Annotated in this window: 20 protein-coding genes; 14 read left to right on the plus strand and 6 right to left on the minus strand. The window is 63.4% G+C overall.

Annotated features, from left to right (window positions below):
- Nucleotides 1-46 precede the first annotated feature (46 nt).
- The 4 genes from IZU87_RS00775 (at nucleotide 47) to IZU87_RS00790 (ending at nucleotide 5,400) form a co-directional block, all read left to right on the plus strand.
- Nucleotides 47-1,432: an oligosaccharide flippase family protein gene (locus IZU87_RS00775; RefSeq protein ID WP_172978619.1), complete on the plus strand. Its 1,386-nt coding sequence runs from the start codon at nucleotides 47-49 to the stop codon at nucleotides 1,430-1,432.
- Entirely contained in the window at nucleotides 1,429-2,511 is a 1,083-nt protein-coding gene (locus IZU87_RS00780; protein WP_213113393.1) for a glycosyltransferase family 2 protein, read from the plus strand. Before IZU87_RS00775 ends, IZU87_RS00780 begins: the two co-directional genes overlap by 4 nt.
- Entirely contained in the window at nucleotides 2,511-3,965 is a 1,455-nt protein-coding gene (locus IZU87_RS00785; RefSeq protein ID WP_213113394.1) for a WecB/TagA/CpsF family glycosyltransferase, read from the plus strand. The genes IZU87_RS00780 and IZU87_RS00785 overlap by 1 nt, the downstream gene beginning before the upstream one ends.
- Before the next feature lie 70 nt (nucleotides 3,966-4,035).
- Nucleotides 4,036-5,400: a glycosyltransferase family protein gene (locus IZU87_RS00790; RefSeq protein WP_213113395.1), complete on the plus strand. Its 1,365-nt coding sequence runs from the start codon at nucleotides 4,036-4,038 to the stop codon at nucleotides 5,398-5,400.
- Nucleotides 5,401-5,418: 18 nt separating this feature from the next.
- Here IZU87_RS00790 and IZU87_RS00795 read toward each other — a convergent pair whose 3' ends face one another.
- Nucleotides 5,419-7,245 (minus strand): SEC-C domain-containing protein, encoded by a 1,827-nt coding sequence (locus IZU87_RS00795; RefSeq protein WP_213113396.1) that lies wholly within the window; start codon nucleotides 7,243-7,245, stop codon nucleotides 5,419-5,421.
- Between the two features lie 155 nt (nucleotides 7,246-7,400).
- Complete coding sequence (locus IZU87_RS00800; protein WP_249330359.1) at nucleotides 7,401-8,339, minus strand: homocysteine S-methyltransferase family protein; 939 nt, start codon at nucleotides 8,337-8,339, stop codon at nucleotides 7,401-7,403.
- A gap of 267 nt (nucleotides 8,340-8,606) precedes the next feature.
- Between IZU87_RS00800 and IZU87_RS00805 the strand changes: the two genes are divergently transcribed.
- The 3 genes from IZU87_RS00805 (at nucleotide 8,607) to IZU87_RS00815 (ending at nucleotide 13,876) form a co-directional block, all read left to right on the plus strand.
- A complete protein-coding gene (locus IZU87_RS00805) occupies nucleotides 8,607-10,514 on the plus strand; it encodes a coiled-coil domain-containing protein (RefSeq protein ID WP_043332458.1) in 1,908 nt (635 codons plus the stop codon).
- 69 nt (nucleotides 10,515-10,583) lie between these two features.
- A complete protein-coding gene (locus IZU87_RS00810; RefSeq protein ID WP_213113397.1) occupies nucleotides 10,584-12,731 on the plus strand; it encodes a DNA topoisomerase III in 2,148 nt (715 codons plus the stop codon).
- 86 nt (nucleotides 12,732-12,817) lie between these two features.
- On the plus strand, nucleotides 12,818-13,876 hold the full coding sequence (locus IZU87_RS00815) for a ketopantoate reductase family protein (RefSeq protein WP_249330360.1): 1,059 nt from the start codon (nucleotides 12,818-12,820) through the stop codon (nucleotides 13,874-13,876).
- A gap of 232 nt (nucleotides 13,877-14,108) precedes the next feature.
- On the opposite strand, the gene IZU87_RS00820 is transcribed toward IZU87_RS00815, so the two are convergent.
- Genes IZU87_RS00820 through zwf form a run of 3 tightly spaced genes read right to left on the minus strand, consistent with a single transcriptional unit; the run spans nucleotide 14,109 to nucleotide 17,012 of the window.
- Nucleotides 14,109-14,771 carry a bifunctional 4-hydroxy-2-oxoglutarate aldolase/2-dehydro-3-deoxy-phosphogluconate aldolase gene (locus IZU87_RS00820; RefSeq protein ID WP_213113398.1) on the minus strand — a complete coding sequence of 221 codons (663 nt, stop codon included), beginning with the start codon at nucleotides 14,769-14,771 and terminating at the stop codon, nucleotides 14,109-14,111.
- A gap of 56 nt (nucleotides 14,772-14,827) precedes the next feature.
- Nucleotides 14,828-15,520 (minus strand): 6-phosphogluconolactonase, encoded by a 693-nt coding sequence (gene pgl / locus IZU87_RS00825; RefSeq protein ID WP_213113399.1) that lies wholly within the window; start codon nucleotides 15,518-15,520, stop codon nucleotides 14,828-14,830.
- Between the two features lies 1 nt (nucleotide 15,521).
- Entirely contained in the window at nucleotides 15,522-17,012 is a 1,491-nt protein-coding gene (zwf, locus tag IZU87_RS00830) for a glucose-6-phosphate dehydrogenase (RefSeq protein WP_213113400.1), read from the minus strand.
- Between the two features lie 390 nt (nucleotides 17,013-17,402).
- Between zwf and IZU87_RS00835 the strand changes: the two genes are divergently transcribed.
- The 6 genes from IZU87_RS00835 to IZU87_RS00860 all read left to right on the plus strand — a co-directional run bounded on the left by IZU87_RS00835 (nucleotide 17,403) and on the right by IZU87_RS00860 (nucleotide 23,473).
- Nucleotides 17,403-18,260 carry a MurR/RpiR family transcriptional regulator gene (locus IZU87_RS00835; RefSeq protein WP_043332471.1) on the plus strand — a complete coding sequence of 286 codons (858 nt, stop codon included), beginning with the start codon at nucleotides 17,403-17,405 and terminating at the stop codon, nucleotides 18,258-18,260.
- 220 nt (nucleotides 18,261-18,480) lie between these two features.
- Nucleotides 18,481-19,362 carry a putative selenate ABC transporter substrate-binding protein gene (locus IZU87_RS00840; protein WP_213113401.1) on the plus strand — a complete coding sequence of 294 codons (882 nt, stop codon included), beginning with the start codon at nucleotides 18,481-18,483 and terminating at the stop codon, nucleotides 19,360-19,362.
- Nucleotides 19,363-19,366: 4 nt separating this feature from the next.
- The gene (locus IZU87_RS00845; protein ID WP_213113402.1) at nucleotides 19,367-20,095 is read left to right on the plus strand and encodes an ATP-binding cassette domain-containing protein; all 729 of its coding nucleotides are present in this window, start codon (nucleotides 19,367-19,369) and stop codon (nucleotides 20,093-20,095) included.
- Entirely contained in the window at nucleotides 20,085-21,644 is a 1,560-nt protein-coding gene (locus tag IZU87_RS00850; RefSeq protein WP_249330361.1) for an ABC transporter permease family protein, read from the plus strand. The genes IZU87_RS00845 and IZU87_RS00850 overlap by 11 nt, the downstream gene beginning before the upstream one ends.
- A gap of 69 nt (nucleotides 21,645-21,713) precedes the next feature.
- A complete protein-coding gene (locus tag IZU87_RS00855) occupies nucleotides 21,714-23,000 on the plus strand; it encodes a cation diffusion facilitator family transporter (protein ID WP_213113403.1) in 1,287 nt (428 codons plus the stop codon).
- 170 nt (nucleotides 23,001-23,170) lie between these two features.
- Nucleotides 23,171-23,473: a hypothetical protein gene (locus IZU87_RS00860; RefSeq protein ID WP_043332474.1), complete on the plus strand. Its 303-nt coding sequence runs from the start codon at nucleotides 23,171-23,173 to the stop codon at nucleotides 23,471-23,473.
- Between the two features lie 47 nt (nucleotides 23,474-23,520).
- Here the strand turns inward: IZU87_RS00860 and IZU87_RS00865 are convergent, their stop codons facing one another.
- Nucleotides 23,521-23,985, minus strand: coding sequence for a pilin (locus IZU87_RS00865; protein ID WP_213113404.1), 465 nt, complete (start codon nucleotides 23,983-23,985; stop codon nucleotides 23,521-23,523).
- Nucleotides 23,986-24,557: 572 nt separating this feature from the next.
- On the opposite strand from IZU87_RS00865, the gene pilB reads away from it, so the two are divergent.
- Nucleotides 24,558-26,294 carry a type IV-A pilus assembly ATPase PilB gene (pilB, locus tag IZU87_RS00870; protein WP_213113405.1) on the plus strand — a complete coding sequence of 579 codons (1,737 nt, stop codon included), beginning with the start codon at nucleotides 24,558-24,560 and terminating at the stop codon, nucleotides 26,292-26,294.
- The last annotated feature ends 120 nt before the right edge of the window (nucleotides 26,295-26,414 follow it).

The following is a 26,414-nucleotide window of genomic DNA, read 5'->3' on the forward strand; positions in this document are numbered from 1 at the left end:
CAAGACCAGATGCCTGGAAAGGCACGACAAGCCAGGGAGCCAGGCGATGGGTGTGATCACGCGACTCAAGACACGTCTGACAGGTGGCGGAGACGGTGGCAATGGCCGTCTGATCCGCAATCTGGCCTGGATGGGCATGTCGCAAGGGGTGCACCGCATCGCGCGATTGGGCGCGACCCTGGTGGCGGCGCGCATGATCGCGCCGGAGTCCTTCGGTATCGCCGCCATCGTGCTTACCGCGCACGAGATCATGCACGCCATCTCCAATGCCGCCGTGGTACCCGCCCTGGTGCAGGCCGGGCGCGAGGGATATGAACGCCTGTGCCGCGATGCCTACTGGTTCAATTGGGTGGTATGTCTTGGCCTGATGGTGCTGCAAATGGCACTGGCCCCGCTGCTGGCCTACCTCTATGACGCTCCCGATCTGACCCTGCCGCTGATAGCGCTGGCGCTGATCTTCCCGATGCTGCCCCCCGCCGCCATCAACGCGGCGCGAATTCTGCGCAGCAACCGCCTGCACATCACGGCGCGCATCGAGATGGGCCAGAGCATCGGCGAGGCCGTCGGCGTGATGCTGCTGGCCGCCATGGGTGCCGGGTTCTGGGCCTTGATCCTGCCCAAGCTGATCGTGACGCCCATCTGGACCCTGACCTACCGCTGGTGCGAGTCATGGCGCATCGATGAGCGCCCCTCCACGCTGTGGTCGCGGCCGCTGATGAGCTTCGCGCGCCCGATGATGGGCGTCGAGGTGGTCTCGGTGCTGCGCCAGCAGATGGATTACCTGCTGGTCGGCGCCCTGTTCGCCATGGACGTGCTCGGCGTCTACTTCTTTGCCTTCAATGCCGGGCTCGGCATCAGCCTTGGCCTCTTGCGCGCCTACTCCACCGCCATCTTCCCCCAGCTGTGCGGCGACATGACGTCTCGCGAGCGACTGGCACGCATGCACCACGGCATGCGCCTGTTCGCGCTGGTCGCCGTGCCCGCCATCATCGCCCAGAGCCTGCTGGCGCCCTGGTATGTGCCGATCCTGTTCGGGGAGGCCTGGGTCGAGCGTGGCGCCCTGCCGATCCTGATCCTGATCTGCCTCTCCGCCCTGCCGCGCATCCTGCTCGACAGTTGCGGCCAGTTGCTGCGCGCCCAGGGCATGCCCGGGGCAGACCTCAAGCTGCAGATCTTCATGACGCTGATGCTCGGCGCCGGCATGTTCGCCGGCGTGCCCTTCGGCATCAATGGCGTCGCGGCCGGCATTCTGGTCGGCATCAGCCTGGCCGCGCTACCCGGCTACCTGTGGACGCGCCGGCTGATCCTCGCTCAGGACGGCCGGGTGACAGATGCGCCGCCACCAGACTCGCCAGACACACCAGACACACCTCACGCAGCATCCACCGCATCGCTTTCCCCAGACAGGGACGTCCAGGAGGCCAGACCATGACCCCGACCTTTTCGGTCATCATGCCGATCTACAACGTCGAACGTTTCGTCGCGGCCGCCATCGACAGCGTGCTGGCGCAGGAGGACGGCGATCTTGAACTGCTCATCATCGATGACTGCTCCCCCGATGGCAGCCGGGCGATCTGCGAGGCCTACGACGACCCGCGCCTCACGCTGATCACGCATCCGGTCAATCGCGGCCTGGCCGGGGCCCGCAACACGGGCGTGCGTGCCGCTCAGGGCCGCTATCTGGCCTTCCTGGACTCCGATGACATCTGGGAGCCCGCCAAACTGACGCGCCACCGCGAACACCTCGAGGCACGCCCCGAGGTAGGTCTGTCCTTCTCGCGCTCGGCCTTCATCGATGCCGACGGCGAACCGCTGGACTACTACCAGATGCCAAGCCTGACCGACATCACGCCGGGGCTGCTGTTCTGTCGCAACCCGGTGGGCAATGGCTCGGCGCCGGTCATCCGCCGCGAGATTCTCGAGGCCATCGCCTTCGACTGTGAGGTCAAGGGGGGCGGCGTGCTGCCCTGTTATTTCGATGAGAGTCTGCGCCAGAGCGAAGACATCGAGTGCTGGACACGCATCGCCCTCAAGACAGGCACCACGGTGGAAGGCATCCCCGAGCCGCTGACCCGCTACCGGCTCAATGAAGGCGGGCTTTCGGCACAACTGGAGCGCCAGTACCAGAGCTGGCTTGCGATCGTCGAGCTGACGCGCGCCTACGCGCCTGACTTCATCGAACAATGGTATCCCCGCGCCCAGGCCTACCAACTGCGCTACCTGTCTCGTCAGGCGATTCGCCTGCGTGACGGGGATGCTGCCTGGGCGTATTGCCGCCGCGCCGTCAAGGCATGGCCGGGCATCTGGAAGGCGGAATTCGGGCGCACCGCTGCCACGGCAGGGGCCGCCCTGATGTTGCGCGTGATGCCCAAGAGTCTCTATCTGCGTTGTGAAGGGCTCGCCCAGGGGGTCATCGGCAAGGCGCAGAAGAAGAAGATCGACAATGCGCCGCGCACGCAGTCGGCCAGACCGAATCAACAGCAGGACGCTCATGAAGTGGAGTCGCCATGATGAGCCAGCCATTGGATCAAGCCCTCTTCACCACTGAGCGCGTCAAGACGCTGCCACACGTCAAGGTGCTGGGGGTGCCCTTCGTCAACACCAGTCTCGACACCTGCCTGAGCCTGCTCAAGAGCTGGATCAGCGACCCGCAGCCGCGCACCGTCAATTTCGTCAATGCACACTGCCTGAACGTGGCCCAGGTCGATCGCTATTACATGCAGGTGCTGCATGACAGCGACCTGCTGCTGCCCGATGGCAGCGGCGTCAAGATGGCCTGCCGCATGCTCGGCCAGGAGCTTGAGGCCAACCTCAATGGCACCGACCTGCTGCCCCACCTGTGCGACATGCTGGTGGCGGAGAACAAGCGCCTGTTCCTGCTCGGCGCCGCGCCGGGTGTGGCCGACAGGATGGCCGACAAGCTCCGCGAGCAATGGCCGACGCTCGAGATCAGTGGCGTGCATCACGGCTTCATCGGCCCGGAAATCATCGACGACGTGCTGGCGCAGATCAATCAGGGCACTGACCTGTTGCTGGTGGCGATGGGCGTGCCGGTCCAGGAGAAGTGGATCTCGACCTACCGTGAGCGACTCGAGGTGCCGGTGGTCATGGGCGTCGGCGGTCTGTTCGACTTCTATTCCCAGCGCATCCCGCGTGCGCCGGGCGTCGTGCGCAGACTGGGCATGGAATGGGCCTGGCGGCTGCTGATGGAGCCACGCCGCATGTTCAAGCGCTACGTGCTTGGCAACCCGAGCTTTCTGATGAGCGTGCGCAAGTATGGGGAAGAGGCGATTCCCGGCCGCGGCCTGTGGATGAAGTCACGCTCCAACTGGCGCCACTTTCGATGGCGAGTGAGCAACTGGCTGACCCCGCGCGCGCGCCGCGCCATGGATATCGTCGGTGCCAGCGGCGTGCTGCTGGTGCTGTCACCGCTGCTGCTGGGCACCGTGCTGGCCATCCGCCTGGAATCGCCAGGCCCGGTGCTGTTCGGCCAGGAGCGTATCGGGCGTCACGGCAAGCCGTTCAAGCTGTGGAAGTTCCGCTCCATGTACATCGACGCCGAAGAGCGTCTGCGCGAACTGCAGGCCGCCAACGAGAGCGAGGGTGGGGTGCTGTTCAAGATGAAGCAGGACCCGCGCATCACGCGGGTGGGCCGTATCATCCGCAAGCTGTCCATCGATGAATTGCCGCAGCTGTGGAACGTGCTGCGCGGCGAGATGGCGCTGGTCGGGCCACGCCCCGCCCTCGCCCGCGAGGTGGCTCTCTACGAGGCGCGCGCGCGCATGCGTCTGGATGCCACCCCGGGGTTGACCGGGCTGTGGCAGGTGTCGGGCCGCTCGGACCTCTCCTTCGAGCAACAGATCCATCTGGATCTCTTCTACCTGCATCGTCAGGGCATCAAGGAAGACATCAAGCTGCTGTTGCGTACGATTCCTGCCGTTCTGACCAGCCGTGGAGCCTACTGATGCGTGAGACTCCCTCTCTCATTCGTGCTGCGCTGCGCCAATATCACGACTCATGCCAAGGAGGTGTGCAATGCATGTGATCCTGTTGGCGGACCGCCTCGGCCAGGAAGTCGCGCCGATTGACCGCCGTTACTCGCCGGCCCTGCTGCCGATTGCTGGCCGCAGCGTGCTGGAGCGCAACCTCGACCTGCTGGTCGGGCGAGGCGTGACGCATATCAGCCTGATCATCGCCCGTGACCCCGAGTGGTTCCGGGCGCGTATCGCCGATGGCTCACGCTGGGGCATCGATCTCGACATTCTGCCGATGCCCGGCGAGCGAGATCCGCGCGAGCAGATCAAGCGACTCGGCGCCATGGCCGCCCTGCCCGCCCCGGTGCTGCGCGCCGATGTGCTGCTGATGCCGGAGTGGTTCAAGGATGACAGCCTCGCGATAAGCGAGCAGGCCATGGCGTCGGGTGCACCGGTCTGCCATCCGGCCAGCGTGGCAGACCCGTCGCTCGCTCGCCTGCACTGGCCGGAGCTGCGCGACAATCCCGGGCTTGGGCCAGCCCTGCTGGCCTCGCTGTCGCACTATCACGCCCTGGTGATGCAGGCACTGGATGCCGATGACTCAGGCCTGACACCACATGGCGAGCGCGGAGTATTGCCCGGCGAGCAGGACCTGCACCACGTCTACTACGCCGCCGGCGCGACCCGCCTGGATGAATCGCGCCTCACTGGTGGCTTCGCCGGCATCACCACCCATGTGGAGCCCGGCGTGCTGCTCAAGGGACACTGCTGCCTCGAACAGGGCAGCTACGTGGAAGAAGGCGCCATGCTCGAGGACTGCGTCATCCTGCCCTTCACCCGCGTGCACGGTGGCCAGCAGGTCAACGCCGGCATCCTGTTCGAAGGCGAGGCGCTCGACAGGACGGCCCCGCACTGGCTCAAGGACCGCCGCCAGGCAGGTGCCGCCTCGCAACGCGGCGTCGCCTACCGCAATCCGGCACGCCCTGAATGGCAAGAGCGGATTCTGGCGGCCCTGATCACCCTGGCCACACGCCCCTTCGGCTCACGCTACAAGGAGGCCTGCGCCAGGTGCAGGACAGCCGCATGCGGCTTTTCGGGGCACTGCCCGAGCGCTCTCCACCGCCACTGGACAGGGTCGGCATCAGCAGTGCAGGTGCCATCCAGCCCCCGGATTGGCGCGCCACACCGGATGCCTTCGCCGCGACGCTGGAGGCCATCCAGGTCGGCCAGACGCCGGGGCTACGCAGCGCCATTCGAGAAGCCTGGCGACTGCGCCAACAAGGCAAGCAGCAGTGAGCGCCCCCGTTCACGCTTCCCCCTGAGCCCGCCTCGCGATGCAAGACGAGACACAAAAAAACCCCGCAGTGCCATGGCACTGCGGGGTTTTTACAAACTGGCTCTTGCGATCACTCGTCAGGCAGCATGAGCGGCCTTTGACACCGGCTCAGCGATGCTTGGCCAGCCAGGCAAGCGCGCCTTCGCTGCGCTTCCACTGGTCGCGCATCAGGGTGCGGTACTGCCAGGCCTCACCACGCGTGCCGGGTTCCGGCGCTTCCACCGCCAGACTCACCGGCCGCGGATGCTCCGCCAGCAGCAGGCTTATCAGATGCGAATTGGCTTCCCGCACGATCTCGAGTGCCTGCTCGGCGTCCTTGTCGCGCCCCAGTCGATAGAGCGCCAGCACCTGGCCCATCAGGATGCCCAACAGCGGCATTTCCTCATCGACGGCACGTCGCTCGATATCATGTTCGGCGAGGGTCACGGCCTCGTCATTGCGACCTTCGCGCAGCAACTGATCCAGCACCAGCTCACGCAGGCCGAGACTGTCTTCCTCGTCGAGCTTGAGCAGGCGCTCCGCCAGCTGGCGCGAACGCTCGCGCTCACCGCGCTCCATGCCGATCACCAGCCCCAATCCACAGCGCAGCAACTGGGCGTTGTCGCCATCTTCCCAGCGCAACAGGCCGCCGGCCTGTTCGATCTGATCGAGCCAATGATCGAAGCGCTGTGCCAGCGGCACGAAGAAGGTGTCCGACATCCACGGCAGGCTACCGAAGCGACTGGCCAGTGCCAGGATCAGCCCCTGACACACCGCCGGAACGTCAAGCCATTCGGGGCTGGCGCATAGCTGCTGCAGCCACTCGTTGGGGTCCTGGACATCCCAGGGATCGATATCCAGCGCCAGCGCCGCCTCTTCCTCGATACGCGCCGGGAAGACCGCCTCCCAGAGGCCCAGTGTCACGGCCTGCTCCGCATTCTGACGGAACAGCAGACTGCCATCGTTCTGCGTTTCCAGCGCCAGACGCGGCGGATGCTCGATCACCTCGAACAGCGCCTGCAGGGCGGCCAGTGAATCCGACAGTGACTCATCGGAATTGACCATCTGCTCGGCAAGCGTGGCACGCGGGTTTTCGGCCAGATCCGCCAGGAATTCCAGCTGACCGGGCTCGATGTCCTTCTGCTTGGACAGACGACGCCACCAGAAGCGCGCACGATCCTGCGCCTCTTCGGGCTGGCCCTCGTGCAGCAGCAACATGGCTTCGATATACGCCAGCGTCGGCGAATCGGGCAGCGTCTGCTGGGCACGAATGAAGGCGGCGCGCGCCGAGCCCAGATCATCGCTGTCCAGATGCAGCAGACATTGGTGCTCCAGAGCGACGCCGCGCAGGAAGGCAGGACCACGCTCCAGCACCTCATCGAGCAGCAGCGCCTTCTTGCGGGTGAAGCCGCGCTCCTGATAGAGGTCCAGCAGCAGCTCGAAGCCAGGCTCGGCCTGCTCGGGCAGACGCGACCAGTCGCTGGTATCGAACAGCGCCTCCATGATCTGCTGAGCCCGACCACGATTGCCGCTCTCGGCGCTGATCAGCCCCGCCTCGAGCAGCGCCTGCGCCGGCGCGAGACCAGAGGCCAGCGCCGCCTTGAGCTGTTCACCCTTGAACTCGCGCAGCGACAGCATCCACATCAGGTGGTCTGGTATCGCCGGCAGCTGCACCTTGTCGCAGCACTGCTTGTACTTGCGACCCGAGTCACACCAGCAAGGCTCGTTGCGTCCGGGCGGTGCCAACGACTCGCGCGCGAAGTCGAGTCGCACCAGCGGAGTCTGGCTCCACAGCACCGGCGCCAGCGCTACCGCCAGCGCTTCGTCGCCACCGCTGTAGTTCACGCCCTCCGAATGCGCCCACTGCATGAAGGCAGGAAAGGATTCATCGGCGCGGATGGCATCAAGTGCCCCACTGGCGTAACTCAAGAGCCGTTCGACCCACTCGGCAAGCATGGCATCTCCCTAAAAAAGCGTTTCACAGTCCTGCAGACACCGCATCCCGATCGTCGCCTCGGCGTTCACCTCGGCGTTTCCTCAGGCGCGATGCCCGTCAGAACCTGCGAATCAAGGGGCGGAGTCTATCACGAGGAAGCCTCGCCCCTCATCGTTCACTCACTCAAGCGGCTGACGCAGCGATAACCTGCTGACCTGAGCTGTTCGGCCAGGCAGGCGATATGCGCCGGGCCCACCTCACAGCAACCGCCGACGATACGAATGCCGGCATTGACCCACCCCAGCGCATGCGCCGCGTACTGCTTAGGCCCCAGGTCTTCGCGTGCCTTGAGGTCCTTGACGGTGCCGCCGGGATTGAGCTCCGCGATGGAGGTGAAGCCGTTGGCATAGGCACCGGTCGGCAGCGGGCTGGCCAGCAGATTTTCCAGACTACCCTGAATGGCTTCCGGCGCGCTGCAATTGATCAGGATCGCGTCCACGCCCATCGCTTGCAGCATGCTGATCGCGTCGGCCAGCGGCTCACCACTGCGCAGGGTCGCGGTCAGGTCATCCTTCACCGTCAGCGAGACCCACACCGGCAAGCCGCTCTCGAGTGCGGCGGTGGCAGCGGCGCGAGCCTCGACGCAGGAAGACAGCGCCTCACACAGCAGGACATCGACCAGCGGTGCCTGCAATTCCACCAGCCGGCGATAGCTGGACAGGGATTCGTCAGCACTCGGCGCGACATCGGGGCGATAGGTGGCGACCAGCGGCGGCAGGCAGCCTGCCACGCGCACATCCGCCTCGCCACTCAGGGCGATGGCATCCCGCGCGGCCTTGCCGGCGGCGGCATGAATGGCCGCGATCGACTCGCCGACACCCGCCAGGCCCAGACGCTGCGGCGTGGCCGTGTAGGTATTGAGCGTGATGACGCGCGCGCCGGCACGTATGAAATCCAGGTGCAGGTCACGCACCAGCTCAGGCTGGTCCAGCATCACCTGAGACGACCACAGCGGCGTCGGCTCACGACCGCTACGACGCACCAGTTCCTGGCCCATGCCGCCGTCCAGCAACACGACTTCAGCCCCGTCACCTGCACCCTTTCCTGCTTCCAAGTCTCGTTCCACACAACCTCCAGAGCTTTTTGATGTCCTAGCGTGAGCCTGACGACCTGGCGAGACCCGCTGGCCAGTCAGTGGCGGGCGAAATTCTACCACGCTCGACCCGCTTGCGGCCCTTGCTCACTGGAGCCAAAAGGCTGCCCAATGCTACTGTTGACGACACCCTTTGCCCCGCGCTGCGCTCGAGGCTCGTGCTCACGAACCTCTCGGCAGCCCAAGTCGTGCCAGAAGCCCCACCCCGTTCAATCAAGGAAGCCTGCCTTGCTGTTGCCGAGCCCCTTTCGTCCCCGAGCCAACACTGCCAACGACGCGCCCCAGGTGCGTCTGGAGCGTGAGGGCCGCGACGAGATTCGCCGCATTACCCAGGCCGTGGAGCGTGTGCCCTGGTCGGTTAGCCTGATGCAGATCCTGTGGACCGCAGGCCCGGTGACGCTGATCGGCGCCTGGGGCGGCTATCTGCTCGGTTACGGCAAGGAACCGACCTTCGAGAACTACATCTTCTTCATCTCCTACACCGTCATCACCGGTGTCGCGGGCATCGTGGCCAATATCGCCCACAACCTGACCAGCTCACGACGCTATGACCGCACCGAAGCCAAGATCGAGCGCGTCATCGACACCGTGCCGGAGCTGATCCTCGCCACGCGCAACCTGATCGTCGAGAGCCTGGAAGGCGATGCCCGCCGGCGTGAAGCGGCGGCCATGCTGCTGCGCAAGCAGGATCTGGCGCCGGAGGGGGTCGAGCTGGCGGCGCTGGAGCTGCTCGATGACCGTGATGCCGCGCGCATCATCAGCCAGATCGACGTCTACCGTCGCGTGGGCCTGCATGCGCGTATCCGCGACATGAACAGCCTCAACCGCGAATGGCTCGAGCCCCAGTTCAATGAGCTGGCCGAGCTGGCCCCCGAGGCCATCGGTCTGCTGCGTGAGCGCTTCGAAGGGCGCGCGCCCGATCTACACAGCGGCGTGCCGCGTGACGAGAACTTCATCGAGCGTGTGCTGGCGGCCATCGAGCAGGACAACGACCTGCTGATGACCCTGCAGGACGTGGAGGAGATGCTGATTCTGGCCTTCGAGCTGATCAGCGGGCGCAAGATTCCGCTGCTGACCTTCGAATACCGTGGCCGCTGGAAGCTGGCGCGCGCGCTGGACAACCTCGAGCATGCCCGCTCGCGCTATCGCATACGTCAGGCCACCGGCCTGTCACGCCTCAAGGCGCTGACGGTCTATCTGGCCGAGCAGTCCGGCACCCTGGTGGAGGATGCCGCCTCCGGCCTGCGCGCCGAGGTACTGCTGGAGCGCTCCACCCAGGCGATGGACGCCCTTGCCGAACAGGTGACGCATCTGGCGATCGCGGTCAATGAGGGCGATCGTGAACACCGCGCCGCGCTGCGCTCGCGTGCCGACATCCTCACCAACGCCATCCGCCTCTACAAGACGGTGACCAATGCCTACGAGCAGGTCGGGCGCAGCCACGCCGTCTTCCTCAAGATGTCCAAGCGCTGGGAGAACATCGCCTCGCAGATGTCCGATGACGCCACCCGCCTGCGGGTCGGTCCGGGCCGTCGTGGTCTGCGCATCCAGGAAAAGACCATCGCGCTGGACGATGAAGCCAAGGCGGAGGTCTGCAAGCATCTGGCCGATCACTTGAACGAGAGCCGCATCAAGCGCGTCGACAGCGAGATCGCCTACCAGGCGCGCGAGACGGTGCTGCGCGTCGGTGTCGACAAGGCCAAGGCGATGGCGGTCGAGATCGCCCTCGCGCTGGAGCCCCACATACACCTGTCACGCCCGGCCGTGCAGCGCGCCATCAATGGCTCCAATGCCGCCTATTTCGGCCAGCTGGAGCCCAATCAGTCCGCGGCGGCCAAGGCGGCCCTGGGCAGCGCCATGGTGCGCGAGATCGATGATGACCTGTCGCGCACCGCCGAATCCCTGGCCATCGCGCTGGTGCGCCACTACCGCGTCGAGCTGGAGCCGCTGGCCATCGAGTTCCTGCGCGATACCTTCGGCGCCCGTGAAGCGACGCTCAACATGCTCAGCAACTATCAGCCCGCCGACCATCACCCTGTCAGCTATCTTTCCAATCGCCCCCCGCTGATCCAGACCGCCAACCGCGACTGGTATCGCGCCCTCGTCCAGGCACGTCGCGCGCTCGACGACGATTGATCCCCGCCTCGGGCCAACGGCATACTGTATGGATCATCATATCGATAGCCTTTGACCGCAGGATGCCCGATGCGCCTGATCATCGCCGAAAAGCCCAGCCTCGCCCGCGCCATTGCCGAGGCGCTGCCCGGACGCTCAAGCAAGCGCGACGGCTATATCGATGCCGGTGACACCCGTGTCACCTGGTGCATCGGCCACCTGCTGGAGCAGGCCCCGCCGGATGACTACGACGAGCGCTTCAAGCGCTGGTCGCTGGATCACCTGCCGATCATCCCCGAGCAATGGAAGCTCAAGCCACGCAGCCAGGCGCGCGGTCAGCTCAAGACCATCCGCGAGCAGCTCAAGCTGGCCGATGAGGTCGTGCATGCCGGTGACCCCGACCGTGAAGGCCAGCTGCTGGTGCAGGAAGTGCTGGAGCACATGCGCTGGCGCGGACCGGTCAAACGCCTGCTGATCAGTGACATGAACCGCCCCGCCGTCAGCCGTGCCCTCAACAAGCTGGACGACAATCAGCGCTGGCAGCCGCTCTATGAAGCCGCGCTGGCGCGCCAGCGCGCCGACTGGCTGTATGGCATGAACCTGACCCGCGCCTGGACATTGACCGGGCGTCAGGCCGGCCACGACGGCGTGCTGTCAGTGGGACGCGTGCAGACGCCGCTGCTGGGGCTGGTCGTGCGCCGTGACGAGGAAATCGAGGCCTTCGAGCCCCGCGCCTTCTTCCCGCTGTGGATCGAGGCTGGCGTGGCGGCGGGCAGCTTCAAGGCCTGGTGGCATGCGCCCAGCTCGCCCTGGCTGCAACGCCTGGCGGACAAGGGCACCCCGCTGCCACTCGATGACAAGGGGCGCCTGCTGGATAGCCGTCCCGCCGAGCGCCTCGCCCGCCATCTCGCGACCTTGACCACCCTCGGCGATGGCCATGTCGAAAGTGTCGAGGCCAGCGACAAGTCACAGCCCGCGCCGCTGCCCTATTCACTCTCGGCGCTGCAGGTCGATGCCGCGCGCCGTTTTCGTCTGCCCGCCCAGAAGGTACTCGACACCTGTCAGGCGCTTTACGAGCGTCATCAGCTGATCACCTATCCGCGCTCCGACTGCCGCTACCTGCCGCGCGAACATCACGCCGGCATGGCCAATCTGATGATCAGCGCCTGCGTGGGGGACCGCGAGCTTGAACGTTACAGTGGCGGCGCCGATTTCAGCCTGCGCTCGCGCGCCTTCAATGACAGCAAGGTCAGCGCGCACCACGCCTTGGCGCCGACCGGACGCGAGCCGGACTATGCGCGTCTCTCGCGCGATGAAGCCAACCTCTACCGCATGATCACGCGCAACGTGCTGGCCCAGTTCTATCCGGCCTATCGCTATCGCGAGGTCAAGGTCGAGCTGCGCTTCGCCAAGGAGCCCTTCCGCGCCAGTGGCCGCAGCGTCATCGACGAGGGTTGGAAGGTGCTGTTCCAGCGCGCTGCGGAGGTCAGAGAGGCTGCTGACAAAGATATCGCTGACAAGAAGGCCTCAGACAAGAACGCAGCCACCGATGACAAGACCCCACCGCCGCTGCCCGCCCTGACGGAAGGCGAACCGGCCTGCGTGCTCGACTGTGGTATCGAGGAGAAAGAGACCCGTCCGCCGGAGCCCTTCAATGACGCCAGCCTGATCCAGGCGATGATGAACATCGCACGCTACGTCGAAGATGAAGCGGTGCGACGCACGCTGCGCGATGTGGATGGCCTGGGCACCGAGGCGACACGCGCCGGCATGCTCGAGACGCTGATCAATCGCGGCTATCTGGTGCGCGAAGGCCAGGCGATGCGCTCGACGCGTATCGGTCGCGCGCTGATTCATGCGCTGCCGCCCGCCGTGTCGCGCCCGGAGCGCACCGCACAGTGGGAGCAACGCCTGAGCCTGATCCACGAGCAAGGCGACCCGGCGGCGCCCTTCTTGAGCGAATTGATCGTGGATCTGCGTGCGCTGCTCGCCGATAGCTCCGCCAGCCGTCTGAGCACGGCACTGGCCAGCGTCGGCGGTGCAACACCCGCGCCGCGCAAGGGCGGCGGCAAGGGCGGCTCGCGTCGCAAGGCCACGTCCTACAAGAAGCGCGCCTCTGGCAGCTCTTCAGGCAAGACCGCTTCTGGCAGCACTTCTGACGGCGCTTCTCGTAAAAGTGCTTCCACCAGGAGCCCCCGCAAGCGAGCGACTGGGACACGGCGCAAGACCGATAGCTGACAGCGGGTCAGGTGAAGTACAACCGGCCTTTCCCGCGCTCACGCACTGCTCTGCTCTGCCCTGCTCTCCATGACAAGATGACAGATATGCACACAATGACTGATCCGGAAGATAACTGGCTGTGGATCATTGGCCCGGGTGCCATCGGGCGTCTGCTGGCGGCATCGCTGATGGCGGCACGCCAGCGAGAGCTGCGTGAGCAGGGAACATCCGCGCTACCGCGTGTCTTGCTGCTGGGGCGTCAGGCAATGTCGGGGCAAGCGGTCGTGCTCGACATGACCACGCCGGAATCGCTCATTGTTAGCGCAAGGATAAATCATTCAACAATTGACACACTGCAAGGCTCGTCATCTAGAAAGCCTTCTGCCATCTGGCTGACGACCAAGGCCCACGGCGTACCTGCCGTCTGGCAGCAATTGGCACCACATATCACGCCCGAGACTCCCGTGACCTGCTGGCAGAATGGCCTGAGTGCTCAGCCGTGGCTGGCCGAACGCCACGCCAACCTGCTATGCGCCAGCACCACCGAAGGCGCCTGGCTGCCAGCCGAGCCTGGTGCAAGCCCGACGCCTGACGCTGACTCAACCGCGGATGACCTCCAGCACCTTGGCGTGCAACACGCCGGACGCGGCCACACCTGGCTGGGCGCATGGCAGAGTGACGGTGATGGCGACGGTGACGGCGATCACGACAGCCAGTCCAATCAGGCCGCTCTCCTGCAAGGTGACTGGCTCAAGGCTGCAGGGTTTGCGTGCGAGCAGACACCGGACATCCAGACTCGCCTGTGGCACAAGCTGGCGATCAATGCGGCGATCAATCCCCTGGTGGCACGCTATCGCATTCGCAATGGCCAGCTGCGCGACCGGCCATTTGCCCCGATGGTGCGCCAGGCGGTCGAGGAGATCAGCACGGTACTGGATAGCGAAGGCATCCCTGCCCCAAGGGAAGGCTGGCAGGCGCTGGTCGAGCAGGTCATCCGTGCGACCGCCAACAATCGCGCCTCGATGCTGCAGGATGTGCTCGCCGGTCGCCCTACCGAGGTCGAGGCGATCCTTGGCCCATTGCGCAACACCGCCGCCCGACATGGGCTGGCCCTGCCCTTGCTGAATGACCTCTACTGTCAGCTGAGCACGCCGCAGCGCTGAAACCGGCAACACAACCATCCCAGCGACTCCAGCCAGACAAGTTAGCCTCGCCTCTCTCCCCAGATGACGCGCATAAAAAAAGACCCGCCTCGCGAGAGACGGGTCACAAGCAACAGCCAAGCTGTCGAGAGAGAGCAGTACTGGCAGCCTGTCAGCCTCAAGCACGAGGGCGTGCATGACGTTGGCAGGCAACCGCTGGATCAGTGGCCAGCACTCATCCAGATATCAGGCTTCAGCGGTGGAAACGCTCTGAGGCTTCACGCGCCAGCTCGCGGATACCATCCCAGTCACCCGCATCGATCAGTTTCTGCGGCGCGACCCAGCTACCACCGACACACATCACGTTCTTGAGCGCGAGGTAGTCAGCGGCGTTGCTCAGGGAAATGCCGCCAGTCGGGCAGAAGCGAGCTTCGCTGATCGGGCCACCGAAGGACTTGATCGCATTGACGCCGCCCGCGGCTTCCGCCGGGAAGAACTTGAAGCGACGGTAACCGTACTGCCAGCCCGTCATCAGCTCCGAGACGGTCGCGACACCCGGCAGCATCGGTACGCTGCTGGTCACGCCGTATTGGTACAGCGCTTCGGTGGTGCCCGGCGTGACGATGAAGTCGACACCCAGCCCTTCCACCTGGCGATACTGTTCCGGCGTCAGCACGGTGCCGGCACCGATGCTGGCGTTGGGCAGCGCTTCACGCATCAGGCGGATGGCTTCCAGCGCGCAGTCGGTACGCAGCGTGACTTCCAGTACGGTCAGGCCACCTTCGTAAAGGGCCTTGCCCAGCGGTACGGCGTCCTCGATGCGCTCGACGGCGATCACCGGCAGCACGGAGGCTTTCTGGCAGATGCTGTCGATCTCGGTGGTGCGAGTCGACGGAAGCTGTTTTTCAAAGCTCATGGCGTTCTCCTTGTGCCGCGGCCAGCCTCCCTTGTGGCTGGCCGCGGCCGATGTGATCAGGGGGCCCAGTAAAGCGCCAGCGGCGCGAACAGGAAGGCACGAATCGGCAGTTCACTGACCGCCTCGACGTCGCTCAGCGCGCGCGACAGCACGGCCTGCTTGTCGGTCCCCGTGAGATGAAGCACGGTACGACGCGTCTGGCGCAGACGCTCGAGAGACAGCGTGATACGCGCCTGCGGCACGCTGGGTGCACGCATCGGGACACAGCAATCCGCACTGGTCAGCGCTTCCTGCAGACGGTCACCATCCGGGAACAGCGAGGCCGTGTGGCCATCGCCGCCCATGCCGAGAATCAGCGCGGAAGCCGGCCAGGGGAGCGCCGCGATGCGAGCACTCACTTCTGCGCAACCGTCCTCCGGCTCTGCCTCGGCATTGGTCAGCGGATGGAAGGTGGCGGCACTGGCCGCACCGCTCAGCAGGTGCTCACGCACGAAGCGTGCATTGCTGTCATCGGCGTCTTCGCTTACCCAACGCTCATCGGCGAGGGTGATATCGACCCGCGACCAATCCAGCGGCTTGTCGCGCAGCGCGGCAAACAGCGGCTTGGGCGTGGAGCCGCCGGAAACCACCAGCAGCGCACGCGCTGACGGATCAACGTCGAGATCAGCACGCAAGGCAGCGGCCAGATACTCGGCGAGAGAGTGTGCGGTCTGTACGCGCGGGTCCTGCTCAGTCACGGTGGCGCTCATCTCAATACTCCTCATACCAGCTGCGACCATCGCGCGTGATCATCGCGATCGAGGAGACGGGCCCCCAGGAGCCGGCCGGGTAACGGCGCGGCGTGGCGGCGCGGGATTCCCAGCCATCGATGAGGGTATCGACCCAGCGCCAGGCGTGTTCGATCTCGTCACGACGCACGAACAGATACTGCTGGCCCTTGATGACCTCCAGCAGCAGACGTTCGTAAGCTTCCGGAATACGGCGCTTGGGGAAGGCGCTGTTGAAGTCGAGATCCAGCGGGCCCGGACGCAGACGCATGCCCTTGTCGAGACCGGAGTCCTTGGTCAGCACCTGCAGGGAGATGCCTTCGGACGGCTGAAGACGAATGATCAGCTTGTTGGCCGCCAGCGAGCGCTGGTCCGGATCGAAGATGTAGTGCGGCTGCTGACGGAAGTGGATCACGATCTGTGACAGCTTTTCCGGCATGCGCTTGCCGGTCCGCAGGTAGAACGGCACACCGGCCCAGCGCCAGTTGGAGACTTCGGTCTTGAAGGCCACGAAGGTCTCGGTCTGGGATTCGGTGTTGGCACCCTCTTCATCGAGGTAGCCCGGCACGTGCTGGCCATCGACGGCACCCGCGATGTACTGACCACGCACCAGATCCGTATTGAGACGCTCGCCGGTGATCGGGCGCAACGCCTTGAGCACCTTGACCTTCTCGTCACGAATGGCGTCTGCATCCAGGTTGGACGGCGGGTCCATCGCGATCAGACACAGCAGCTGCAGCAGGTGGTTCTGCACCATGTCACGCAGCTGACCGGCCTGATCGAAGTAGCCCCAGCGCCCTTCGATGCCGACCTTCTCCGCCACGGTGATCTCGACGTGGGAAATCTGGTTCTGATTCCACTGATTGCCGAACATCGGGTTGGCGAAGCGTAGCGCGATCAGGTTCTGGACGGTTTCCTTGCCCAGATAGTGATCGATTCGATAGATCTGGGATTCGTGGAAGACGGCGCCGATCGCGTCGTTGACGACGCGCGAGCTCTCCAGATCAGAACCGATCGGCTTCTCGACCACGACACGCGAGTGCTCGTCGAGGCAGCCAGCCGCCTGCAGATTGCTGCTGATGTCGCCGTAGATACGCGACGGTACGGAAAGATAGATCATCAGCGGGCGCGGCGACGGCTTGCCCTTTTCATCCACACGCCAATCGGCGATCGCGGAATAGCCTTCCACGGTGCTGAAGTCCAGCGCCGCATAGCTGATGCGAGAGAGGAAGCGCTCGATGCATTCCTTCTCGAGGTGTTCCGGCTTGACGCGCTCCTTGAGCGCCGCCTGCACGGTGTCCTTGAAGGATTCGAGGCTGACATCCTGACGCGCCAGACCGATCAGGCGAGTTGCCTTCTCGAGCAGACCGTCACGGTCGAGGTGATAGAGGGCTGGATATAGCTTGCGCTTGGCGAGGTCGCCCAAGGCGCCGAACAGGGCAATATCCACGCCCGGAATGATGTCGGAACTCATGCCGCCGATTTCTCCCGTCGAAACTGCCCTGTATGCCGAAATGACCGACAAGGTGGGCGACTTCGAACCCGCTTCCTGGAAGGCTGCGCAGGCTGGCGCGGCGAGGAGAGGCTCGAATGACACACGGCACCGGGAAGGCGTTGGCGATACATGGCTGGTTATATTAACAACAAATGTAGCGATAACGCCGCTGTCACTCAAGACAATTCGCCCCACAAATAGGTAAACTTACCTAAAAGTGGTAGTCAGCGGCGCTTTCGCTTTCACCTCGTCCTTCGCGCCCCTGGATCAGCAAGTGACCCAAAGAGATGCTTGGCCTACCAGACGAGTGAGGCTAGGATGCCCAGATTACGTAGTTATTTCACTACACAATGGCAGGGTAACAGGCGAATGGCAGTACACGACCTCATCAATCGCATCCGTGAACGTCTCGACGAGCTCAATCGCTCCGAGCGCAAGGTCGCCGACGTCATTCTGGCGGACCCGGCTGCGGCCACCGGCATGAGCATCGCGGCGCTCGCTCAGGCCTCACTGGTCAGTGAGCCGACCGTCAACCGCTTCTGTCGCAACTTCGATGCCAAGGGCTTCCCCGACTTCAAGATCAAGCTGGCCCAGAGTCTGGCCGGCGGCACGCCCTATGTGTCACGCAGTGTCGATCAGAACGATGATGCCGCCGCCTATGGCGACAAGATTCTCGGCGCCACCGTGGCCGCGCTCGACGATGCCCGTCGCGCACTGGACCCCAGACGCATCGAGCGCGCCGTCGACTACCTGAGCCAGGCCAAGCAGATCTGCTTCTTTGGCCTTGGCGCCTCAGGTCCGGTCGCGGCGGATGCCCAGCACAAGTTCTTCCGCTTCAACCTGCCGGTCATGGCCTATGAAGATGTGCTCATGCAGCGCATGGTGGCCGCCGCCTGCCATACCGGCGACGTGATCGTGATCATCTCCTACACCGGACGCACCCGCGAGCTGGTCGATATCGCCAAGCTCGCACGCAGCAATGGCGCCGCGGTACTGGGCATCACCGCACCGGACTCTCCGCTGGCGCGCGAGTGCACCGAGGTGCTGGAAGTCATGGCGCCGGAAGACACCGATATCTATATGCCGATGACCTCACGCATGATCCACCTGGCCCTGATCGACGTGCTGGCCACCGGCGTGACGCTGCGCCGCGGAGAAGACTTCCAGCAGCACCTCAAGAAGATCAAGGACAGCTTGAAGGACACCCGTTTTCCACCGGAGTCTTGAGCACTAGCCACCAAGTCATCAGCCCCAGCCACGGCAAATGAGCTCTTCCTGCGCAGCCATTCAACGCGCTACTGACTCTTCAGCATCACTTGAGCGATCCTTCAGGCATGGCGCGGGGCTTGCACCCGCGTGATCAAGACACAACAATACGCGCCATACCCCCTGACATGCGGTGCTCGCCGCATGGTGTCTCATGTCGTGAATCCTGAGGATGCTTCCCATGCGCTGGCTGGCCACTGCTGCTCTGACCCTGATTTCCGCCCTTCCCGTGACCATGAGTCTGGCTCAGGCCGACACCTTCAAGTTCACGGCAATTCCGGATGAAGACGAGTCACGCCTGGTCGAGCGCTTCGACAAGGTCGCCGACTATCTGGAAGAGAAGCTGGGCGTCGATGTCGAGTATGTGCCGGTCAAATCCTACAGCGCCGCCGTCAGCGCCTTCCGCAATGATCAGATCCAGATGGCCTGGTTCGGCGGCCTGACTGGTGTTCAGGCGCGTCAGATGGTGCCGGGCTCCGTCGCCATCGCCCAGGGCGTGGAAGACGCTGCCTTCCGCAGCTACTTCATCGCGCGTCGCGACCTCAAGCTGGCCGGCGATGCCGCCGAGCCGCTGGACGCCCTGCCCGACTCCCTCGAAGGCCACTCCTTCACCTTCGGCGCCAAGACCTCCACTTCGGGCCGCCTGATGCCGGAATACTATCTGCGCGAGCAGTTCCAGCAGGCACCGGACGCCCTGTTCAGCCGCGTCGGTTTCTCCGGCGACCACTCACGCACCATCGCACTGGTCGCGGCCGGCACCTACGACGTGGGCGCGGTCAACTTCGCGGTGTGGGAAGCGGCCGTCAAGGACGGCAAGGTCGACCCGAGCAAGGTGCAGGTGCTGTGGCAGACGCCAGCCTACCCGGATTATCAGTGGACCATTCGTGGCGATGCCGACAGCCACTTCGGCGCGGACTTCACCGCCCATGTCACCACGGCCCTGCTGGACATGAAGGATCCGGACCTGCTCGAGAGCTTCCCGCGCTCCGGCTTCATTCCGGCCAGCAACGATGACTACGCGCCGATCAAGATCGTCGGTGAACAGCTCGGTCTGCTGCGCTGAGCTCATGACCCAGGAAACACCCTCTCCACTGCTGCACCTTTCGCAGGACCACCTCGGCCATGGCGCCGAGGTGGTCCTGCGTGATCTGGATATTCGCCTCCTGCCGGGTGAGCGCATCGCCCTGCTCGGTGCCAGTGGCGCAGGCAAGTCCACGCTGCTGGAAGCCCTGCGCGCCGCGCTGCAACAGCGCGACGTAGCGGCCGCCTGGTGCCCTCAACGCCAGGGCTTGGTGCCGCAATTGTCGGTCTACCACAACATCTTCATGGGCCGGTTGGACCAGCACTCACGGCTGACCAACCTGCTCAATCTGCTGCGCCCGAAACCGGCCCACTGGCAGACGGTCGCCACGCTGTGCGAACCGCTGGGTATCGCCGGCCTGATGGAGCGCTCCGTCGAGGCGCTTTCCGGCGGTCAGCGCCAGCGTGTCGCGATCGCACGTGCGCTCTATCAGGGCCATGATCTGTTCCTCGGTGACGAGCCCGTCGCAAGCGTGGACCCACATCAAGCCAGTCAGTTGATCCAGCTGATACATGCCCGTCACGTCACCAGTGTGGTGGCGCTTCATCAGCGTGAGTTGGCGCTTACTCACTTCACGCGCGTGATCGGGCTTGGCAAACAGGCTGACGGCCAGGGGCACGTGCTGCTGGATGTCGCGACCGACGGACTGACGCCTGGCGACCTGGACTTCCTGTACCCCGCTGCGGCGACACGCGAGTCATCCGATGTCAGCTGACCCCTCCACCATGACGGCAAAGCTGCGCCATCCCCCTCGCTGGTGGCAAGCACGCAGTGACGGTGCGCGCCTGTTGCGCCTCGGTGGTGGTCTGGTCATCGCGATGCTGGTGCTGGTGCCCTTCGCCGATCTCTCCGTTACCTCGCGCGACCCTTGGCAGGAATTGGGCCGCATGCTGGCGGGCCTGGTATCGCCGGCTCCCGGCGCGCTGGAATCCCCGCTGCACGCTCTGATCCTGACCATCGCCTTCGCGCTGTGGGGCACCCTGCTGGGCGCGCTGATCGGGCTGCCGCTGGCATTGGTCTATTCTCGCTCACGCTTGCTGCGGGGCATCTGTGCCGGGCTGCGTGCGGTACATGAGCTGTTCTGGGCGCTGCTGTTGCTGCAGGTGTTCGGGCTGTCGGCCGCCACGGCATTGGCGGCGATCACGATTCCCTATGCCGCGACCTTCGCCAAGGTCTATGCCGAGATTCTCGAACAACTGCCGCAGGCGCCACTCAAGGCACTGCCCTATGCCAGCTCGCGCGCGATGCGCTTTGTGTATGCTGAACTGCCGATGGCGTGGCGGCGCATGGCCAGCTATACCCGCTATCGCTTCGAATGCGGACTGCGCGCCAGTGTTCTGCTGGGTTTCGTCGGCTTGCCCACGCTGGGCTTCTATCTGGAAAGCGCCTTTCGCGAGGGCCGTTACGCCGAGGCGGGCGCTCTGCTGTGGATCTTCTATCTGCTGATCGCCACGCTCCCATGGTGGGGGCACCGTCGGGTATTGCCGGTACTGGCCATCGCCAGCCTCTGGTGGCTGGGGCCATGGCCCGATGTCAGCCCGACCCTGCTGTGGCGCTTCATCAGCCATGACATCTGGCCGGCGCCGCTGGTCAATGCATCATTCGAGTCGCTGGTCTCGGGCGAGCTCGCGACAGGCCTGCTGCAGTGGGCCAGCCACCTGCCCGATCTGCTGCCCGCCATCGGTAATACCTTGCTGCTCGGCCTGCTGGGCACCGCCGGTAGTCTGCTGATCGCCATGCTGCTGTGGCCGCTGGCCAGCCGCCATGTGGGCAACCGCCTCTCACAGCACTCGACCAACGGCCTGCTGATCTTCCTGCGCACCACGCCGGAGTTGATACTGGCCTTCATCCTGCTGTTGCTGTTGGGGCCCTCGCTGCTGCCCGCCTGGCTGGCGCTGGCACTGCATAACGGCGCGATCATCGCCTTCCTGTGTGCTCGCCATGCCAACCAGATTCAGCTGCCGCCCAGTCGCCCGCAGGGCAAGTTCGAATGCTGGCTCTATGAGCTCAACCCGCGTGTCGCTCCCGGCATGTTCGCATTGCTGCTCTACCGCGCCGAGACCATCATTCGCGAGACGGCCATTCTCGGCATGCTGGGGGTGGTAACGCTGGGCTTCCACATCGACTCGAGCTTCGAATACCTGATGTTTGATCAGGCATTTGCCTTGCTGGTGCTCACCGCCATACTCAATATCGGCGTTGACAGCCTCGCGCGGCGCCTGCGCCCCAGCGGCGAGATCTCTGAAGACAGCTGCGTGCGCTGACTCCTGCCCTGCGCAGGAGTAAGCGCTGACTTCATGACGCACCCGACTCCCCTTTGAGCGAGCCTTCCCATGCCTCAATCGTCACCCGCAGATGCCGCCAGCACGGCAAGCGCCAAGCGTGAAGCACAGCGCATCACCTTGATCGGAGCGGCGCTGGATGGCGTGCTGGGTGTCGCGAAGCTCGTTATCGGCAAGCTGGTCGGCTCGCAGGCACTGATCGCCGATGGCATCCATTCCCTGTCAGACCTCGTGACGGATGCCTTCGTGTTGGTGGCGACTCACTACGGCCGCCAGGCGCCGGATCGCTCACATCCATGGGGGCATGAGCGCATCGAGACGCTCGGCACCCTGGTGCTCGGCAGCCTGCTGCTGGCCGTGGCGGGCGCCATTGGCTGGGAAGGCATTTTGCGCAGCTGGGAGCTGATGTTCGGCTCACTGACCATTCCGCTGCCCGGCGCGCTGGGTATCGGCATCGCGATCATCTCGCTGCTCGGCAAGGAAGGTATCTTTCGCGCCACGCTGAAGGTCGCGCGCAAGCAGAAATCCAAGCTGCTGGAGGCCAATGCCTGGCACTCGCGCAGCGATGCGCTCTCCACCGTGGCGGTGCTGATAGGCCTGATCGGTACCCAGCTGGGAGCCAGCTGGCTGGATGGCATCGCGGCGGTCATCGTTGGCGTGATGGTGGGCAAGATCGGCGCCTCATTGGCCTGGGAGGCCTCACGCGAACTGATCGACACCGCCCTGCCACGTGAACAACAACACGCCATGCGTGAGTGCTTGCTGTCACTGCCCGAGGTGCGTGGCGCACATGACTTGCGCAGCCGCACGCTGGCCGGCCGTATCGTGCTGGAAGTCCACCTGCTGGTCGCGCCACGCATCAGCGTCTCGGAAGGCCATGCCATCGGCCACCACGCAGTGGCTCGCCTCAAGACCGAATTCCCCCAGCTCAGTGATGTGCTCTATCACATCGACCCTGAAGACGACTCGCATCTCGGCCAGGCCAGCCAGGCGCAGCCCACGCTGAAGCAGCCGCTGCCCCTGCGTAGTGACATCATCGCCGCACTCGATGAATGCTGGCAGCAGTCACCCCTCTGGCAGGCGCGCAGCGGCCTCACACTGCATTATGTCAACCATGCCACCACCCCTGCTGGCACCGACTTGTCGGCCCCGCATGTAGATATCCTGCTGGAGTTGCCGGGTTGTGCTATGGAAGCCGCCTCAGAAACGGCTCAGCAATGTAACCACGACGCTGAATCACGCAACGCATCAATCGCCGAGATGGAACGCCTCGCAGCGAGTCTTGAGTGGTTTGGCAAGCTGGAGATTGGCGTGATGTCACATATCCACCAGCGCTGACGTGTGGGTTACACTGCAGGCAAAGGCAGACATGGTTTCATGAATTTCAGAGACAGGCTTGGGCTGGCCCCTCATTGTCCAAGAGCGCTCAAAGGCGTTCCAGGCATCGTCATCAAGACCAGAATTCACCCTCGAACAAAGACAGACATCCACCAGACAAGGAGCACGCCATGAGCAACGCATCCGGCGAAATGCACAAGACACGCATCATCAGTGAGCTGAAAGGCTTCATCCGCAAGCTGCTGCAAGACCCTAAGATTCTCGAGCAGTCACTGGTCGTGGCGCGAGCGCGCCTCAAGGAAGGGGCAGAACAAGGAAAGAATGAGCAAGCGGTGCTGGCTATCATCGCCAACGAGATTTCTGACACTACCAGCATCCATATCCCGGAAGATCCGGCAGAGCACTCCGATGCGGACAAACTATTCCTGGAGCTGCTGAAGGATGTGGTAGAGGAAGAAGAAGCGCTTTATTGAATGCAATAAAAAACCGCCCCGAGGGGCGGTTTTTTATCATGTCACCATTACTGTAACGTACCACCTGTAGGACATCCTTTCGGCGCATATGTGGCCTCTACGTTAGTAGCACATTCCCAACCACCTTCTGCGCTTCTCTGAAGTTGGATTTTTTTCCCTTTAATCTTGGGATTAGCATTATCAAATTCAAATTGCAGATAAGCAGCGCCAGTAGTTTCCTGAACAACTGTTACATCGCCCAAGTCACCAGCAGAGTCCTTACCGATACCAATATATCCCGAATTAGCGGTGCCATCTTGAGCGCTTGCTGCAGTAGTAATTGTTCCACCACGAAGAATCACATCTTCTGCAGCAGTTTGAGCACCGCGAAGGGTAGCCAAGCCGGATGCAGCTTCAGAGCGAGCCACATAGTCTTGATAACGCGGAATCGCGATGGCCGCCAGAATACCGATAATCGCCACAACGATCATCAGCTCGATCAATGTAAAACCAGCTTGTTGCTTGCGTGTCATGGTGTGACTCCCTTGCATTTGCGTAGTGAGATCAGGTCGTACGTCCTGAAACCCCGGTTACCTTCCCTGACCAGCAGGATGTTACAGAAGAATGTCAGTATGGGCGTTTGATTCTAATATTCCCAACAACATCTTCATCAGCATAACATCTTGATATCACGGGGTGTCGACCGGACGGGACGAGTGATACCACAGCCACAGACCAGGTGCCATTGCCATGTCGCAAGATGCTTGCTTGGCGGCGCTGACGGCTGCTTGGTTGTTACAATAGATTACACTCGGTGACATTGCAAGCAACGAACACAAAAACTTTGTGATCGAGATCTAGGCCCTCTTCAACGTTACTCCCGATCCAGCAGCGTTTGGCTACCTCCCTCCACAAACTCTATCCCCTTCTCATGTCACGAATGCACCATTCCTAGCACTGGGCAATCCAGCTACACTCTTCTGCAAGACGATGTTTGTAATACGATGGCTTGCCGCTCCATAGTTCGCGCACAGCGCATCAGTGCCTGCTTCATGTTTGAAGCAGCGAGAGTAGGCCCATTGGCAACTGCAACAGGAAGAGTGTCATGCCCCAGTCAGAACACACGCTAAAAGGATTTGCTGCACGACTGGTCAACTCTGGCCTGCTCGAACCACAGGCGGCACAGCTGGCTGAACAGGAAGCCAATGAGGCAGGGGAAAGCCTGCTGCTGCATATCATCGCGCACGGCCTGGTACCGGCACGTGACGCGACATTGGCAGCGGCTTGGGAATACGGCTTACCGTATGTGGATCTCGATGCCCTTCGTATCGACTCACTGCCCGCCATTGATGAACTGCCTGAGAAGGTCCTTCGTAAGCTAGGGGTATTGCCACTCTATCGCCGTGAGCATCGCCTGACCGTCGGCGTACCCTCCCCCTCGACGCTCACGCATCTTGATGAACTGCAATTTGCCACGGGCTTGTCGATCGAGAGTGTCCTGGTCGCTGCCGACCAGCTGACGCCGGCATTGGAGCAGTATCTGGAAGCCGGCGAAGAGAGCGCCATGGATATGCTTGGGGGCGAAGGTGAAGCCCTCGATGGCTTGGAGTTCGAGGGAGAGGAGGATAACAACAACGATCTGGCTATCACAGCCAGCAGTGACGATGCACCAGTGGTGCGCTTCGTTCACAAGGTACTACTGGATGCCATCAAGCGCGGCGCCTCGGATATCCACTTCGAGCCCTACGAATCCACCTATCGCATTCGTTTTCGTATCGATGGCATGTTGATCGAGAATACCCGCCCGCCCTTCAATATGCGCAATCGTATCTCGGCGCGCCTGAAAGTCATGTCGCGCATGGACATTTCCGAGCGTCGTTTACCGCAGGATGGTGCGATCAAACTGCGCCTGTCCAAGTCGCGCTCCATCGACTTCCGTGTCAACACACTGCCCACCGTGTATGGCGAGAAGCTGGTACTGCGTATCCTCGACCCCAGTTCTGCCAAGATGGGCATCGAGGCGTTGGGTTTCGAACCTGAACAGCGCGCCATGTTCGAGAAGACGCTGGATCAGCCACAGGGCATGATTCTGGTCACCGGGCCTACCGGTAGCGGCAAGACCGTGACGCTCTACACAGGCCTGAATATCCTCAATACACCGGAGCGCAATATCTCGACGGCGGAAGACCCGGTCGAGCTCAAGGTAGAAGGCGTCAATCAGGTCAACGTACTGCCCAAGATCGGCCTGGACTTCGCCTCGGCCCTGCGCGCCTTCCTGCGCCAGGATCCCGATGTGGTGATGGTGGGGGAAATTCGTGACAAGGAAACCGCCGAGATTGCCGTCAAGGCGGCACAGACCGGTCACCTGGTACTTTCTACCTTGCACACCAATTCTGCCCCCGAGACACTGACACGCCTGAGCAACATGGGAATCGCCCCCTTCAACATCGCGAGTTCCGTCTCGTTGATCATCGCTCAGCGCCTTGCTCGCCGCCTGTGCACCCACTGCCGTCAGCCCGCGGAAATTCCGCCCGAGGCGATGGCCTCGATGGGCTTCAGTGAAGACAATGGCTTCAGTGCAGAAGAACTCGAGGCCGCAACCATATTCCGCCCCGTCGGTTGCAGCCAGTGCACGCTGGGGTACAAGGGGCGAGTCGGCATCTATGAAGTCATGCCGATCTCGGATGAGATGAGCCGCTTGATCATGCGTGAGGGCACCGCCATCGAGCTGGCAGACCAAGCGCGCAAGGAAGGGCTTTCAGACCTGAGGCGTAGCGGCTTGCGCAAGGTGATGTCGGGCATGACCTCGCTGGAAGAAGTCAATCGCATCACCAAGGACTGAGTCGCTGCTGCAGGCGGAGCATGTAATGGTTGTCCATGCTGGCGACAGTGATCAATACGCCAGATAGCTGACTTTTGCTCAGTCATCAGGCACATTGAAGACAAGATGACCCAGGCATTG

The sequence above is a fragment of the Cobetia sp. MC34 genome, assembly GCF_018340035.1.
Lineage (GTDB): Bacteria > Pseudomonadota > Gammaproteobacteria > Pseudomonadales > Halomonadaceae > Cobetia > Cobetia amphilecti.

Excerpts from the sequence above, each read along its gene's own strand:
- IZU87_RS00795 (WP_213113396.1), bottom strand. The coding sequence starts at position 7,245 with ATGCTTGCCGAGTGGGTCGAACGGCTCTTGAGTTACGCCAGTGGGGCA.
- IZU87_RS00865 (WP_213113404.1), bottom strand. The coding sequence starts at position 23,985 with ATGACACGCAAGCAACAAGCTGGTTTTACATTGATCGAGCTGATGATC.
- IZU87_RS00850 (WP_249330361.1), top strand. The coding sequence starts at position 20,085 with ATGTCAGCTGACCCCTCCACCATGACGGCAAAGCTGCGCCATCCCCCT.
- IZU87_RS00815 (WP_249330360.1), top strand. The coding sequence starts at position 12,818 with ATGCACACAATGACTGATCCGGAAGATAACTGGCTGTGGATCATTGGC.
- IZU87_RS00780 (WP_213113393.1), top strand. The coding sequence starts at position 1,429 with ATGACCCCGACCTTTTCGGTCATCATGCCGATCTACAACGTCGAACGT.
- IZU87_RS00840 (WP_213113401.1), top strand. The coding sequence starts at position 18,481 with ATGCGCTGGCTGGCCACTGCTGCTCTGACCCTGATTTCCGCCCTTCCC.
- pilB (WP_213113405.1), top strand. The coding sequence starts at position 24,558 with ATGCCCCAGTCAGAACACACGCTAAAAGGATTTGCTGCACGACTGGTC.
- IZU87_RS00855 (WP_213113403.1), top strand. The coding sequence starts at position 21,714 with ATGCCTCAATCGTCACCCGCAGATGCCGCCAGCACGGCAAGCGCCAAG.
- zwf (WP_213113400.1), bottom strand. The coding sequence starts at position 17,012 with ATGAGTTCCGACATCATTCCGGGCGTGGATATTGCCCTGTTCGGCGCC.
- pgl (WP_213113399.1), bottom strand. The coding sequence starts at position 15,520 with ATGAGCGCCACCGTGACTGAGCAGGACCCGCGCGTACAGACCGCACAC.
- IZU87_RS00810 (WP_213113397.1), top strand. The coding sequence starts at position 10,584 with ATGCGCCTGATCATCGCCGAAAAGCCCAGCCTCGCCCGCGCCATTGCC.
- IZU87_RS00785 (WP_213113394.1), top strand. The coding sequence starts at position 2,511 with ATGAGCCAGCCATTGGATCAAGCCCTCTTCACCACTGAGCGCGTCAAG.
- IZU87_RS00845 (WP_213113402.1), top strand. The coding sequence starts at position 19,367 with ATGACCCAGGAAACACCCTCTCCACTGCTGCACCTTTCGCAGGACCAC.
- IZU87_RS00860 (WP_043332474.1), top strand. The coding sequence starts at position 23,171 with ATGAGCAACGCATCCGGCGAAATGCACAAGACACGCATCATCAGTGAG.
- IZU87_RS00835 (WP_043332471.1), top strand. The coding sequence starts at position 17,403 with ATGGCAGTACACGACCTCATCAATCGCATCCGTGAACGTCTCGACGAG.
- IZU87_RS00790 (WP_213113395.1), top strand. The coding sequence starts at position 4,036 with ATGCATGTGATCCTGTTGGCGGACCGCCTCGGCCAGGAAGTCGCGCCG.
- IZU87_RS00820 (WP_213113398.1), bottom strand. The coding sequence starts at position 14,771 with ATGAGCTTTGAAAAACAGCTTCCGTCGACTCGCACCACCGAGATCGAC.
- IZU87_RS00775 (WP_172978619.1), top strand. The coding sequence starts at position 47 with ATGGGTGTGATCACGCGACTCAAGACACGTCTGACAGGTGGCGGAGAC.